The 1,872-nt window shown below is 63.3% G+C and carries 1 protein-coding gene and 1 pseudogene; both read right to left on the bottom strand.

Annotation, left to right across the window (positions count from 1 at the left end; all coding sequences use genetic code 11):
* A partial coding sequence (locus tag EOA24_RS36345) for an ABC transporter substrate-binding protein (protein WP_189354531.1) occupies window positions 1–738 on the bottom strand: 738 nt, incomplete at its 3' end.
* A gap of 28 nt (window positions 739–766) precedes the next feature.
* Window positions 767–1,696: pseudogene (locus tag EOA24_RS36340) on the bottom strand (TauD/TfdA family dioxygenase).
* Between the last annotated feature and the right edge of the window lie 176 nt (window positions 1,697–1,872).

The raw sequence follows: 1,872 nt of genomic DNA, 5'->3' as shown, positions 1-1,872 counted from the left end.
CTTGACGAAGGCGCGCACGACCTTGGCGGTGAACTCTGGGTGGGCCTTCTCGAACTCCGCGGTGACGAGGAGCCCCGAGTTGCGCCCGAGGGTCGGGTCGTCGTTCTTGGTCGAGTAGATGATCTTGACCGCGCCGCGTTTGGCGAGGTCCAGATATTCCGAGCCGCCGAACGAAGCTTCGACATTGCCCGAGATGAGCGCGGCCGTGGCGGAATTCGAGTCGAGACTGACGAAGCGGATATCTTTTTCGGCGAGGCCGTGCTTTTCGAGGACGCGGTCGGTGGCGATCTGCAAATTGGTGCCGCGGAACTGCGCCACCTTATGGCCCTTCAGGTCCTCCACCGTCTTGAGCTGCGAATCCGGGGGGACGGCGAGATAAAGCGCATCATGGCTCCCGGCCGAGGCCAGATATTTCGTCTGCAGGCCGCGCGAGCGGCCGACGATCGAAGGCAGATCGCCGAGGCCGGCAGCGAAATCAAGTTGGCCGGCGGCGAGCGACTCGTTGAGAGCCGGGCCGGCGCCGCGGAAGAACGTCCATGTGATCTTTGTGTCGGGCACGTCCTTGAACTCGGCCTCGACAAGCTTCTGCACATTGGCCACGGCGACATAGTCGCCATAGGCATAGGGCCGGTCGTCGATGCCAGTTCCGGGATAACCGATGCGGATGAGGGTCTCGGCCGACGCGGGACCGGTGGCGAGAAGGCCGCCGATCAGGGCTGCGATATGCGCGAATTTCATGGGTGAGGATCCTGGCTGGAGGGGAGGGTCAGGCGGCGCGGGTGAGGGCGTCGCGAACTAGCTTCTTACGAGTGACGCTATGGCGGCCGTCGACGCTCACCGGTACGTCGCCGTCGAGAGTGGTGCGGCGCACGACACGGGCGCTGTCGCCATAGTCGTTGACGGCGTAATGCTGGGTGGCACGGTTGTCCCAAATGGCGACGTCGTTCGCTCGCCAGCGCCAGCGCACCGTGTTTTCGATGCGCAGGACATGAGACTGGAGGAGGGCGTAGAGCTGCTCGGAATCGCTCTTCGAATAGCCGACGAAACGCTGCACGAAGGAGCCGAGTATGAGCGAGCGCTCGCCGGTTTCCGGATGGACGCGCACCACGGGATGGTCGGTCTCGTAGACGGTGGAAGCGAAGACCTCTTCATAGTGGCGGCGATCGACCTCGCTCGCATGCGGGCGCTGTGCGGCATAGTCATAGGCATTGCTGTGGGTTGCCCACAGCTGTTCGGCGGTCGCCTTGAGCGCCGGTGGCAGGCTGTCGTAGGCGGCCACTGTGTTGGACCAAACCGTATCACCGCCGACCTCGGGAATAGTCACACCGCGCAGGATCGAGATTTTGGGATAGGCGTCGACGAAGGTAACGTCTGTGTGCTAGGCATCGGCGCGGCCACCGCGCGACGAGTCAAGTTCAAGGATCGAGGTCGTGCCGTTGCGTACATGCTCGGTTGGATGTGGAACAAGATTGCCGAGGCGCTTGGAAAAGCGCTCCTGCTCGGTATCGGTGAGCTGATCCTGGTCGCGAAAGAAGATCACCTTGTGCTGCAGCAGCGCTGCATTGATGGCTGCTATCGTCTCGTCGGAAAGGTCGCCCGAGAGCTTGATGTCGGCGATCTCGGCGCCGATCCGCGCGGCGACCGGTTTGATCGTCAGCGCGGATAGGGTAGGGCGAGGTTGGGTTGATGTGGTCATGAGGGACTGCTCCTTGGTTAGGCCGCCGGCGTGGCTCGGCCCTTTGCCGGATTGGTTGATGGGACTTCGATTATTCGGCCGCCTGGCTGCCGGGTTCGCGGTGAGGGGCCCGATGAGCGGGATGCTTCAGGCCGAGGTTCTCGCGAAGGGTGCGGCCCTCATATTCGGTGCGGAAC

This window comes from Mesorhizobium sp. M2A.F.Ca.ET.039.01.1.1 (assembly GCF_003998035.1).
Lineage (GTDB): Bacteria > Pseudomonadota > Alphaproteobacteria > Rhizobiales > Rhizobiaceae > Mesorhizobium.
The sequence above is the reverse complement of the archived record's forward strand: the minus strand, read 5'-3'. Positions and strand labels throughout refer to the sequence as shown.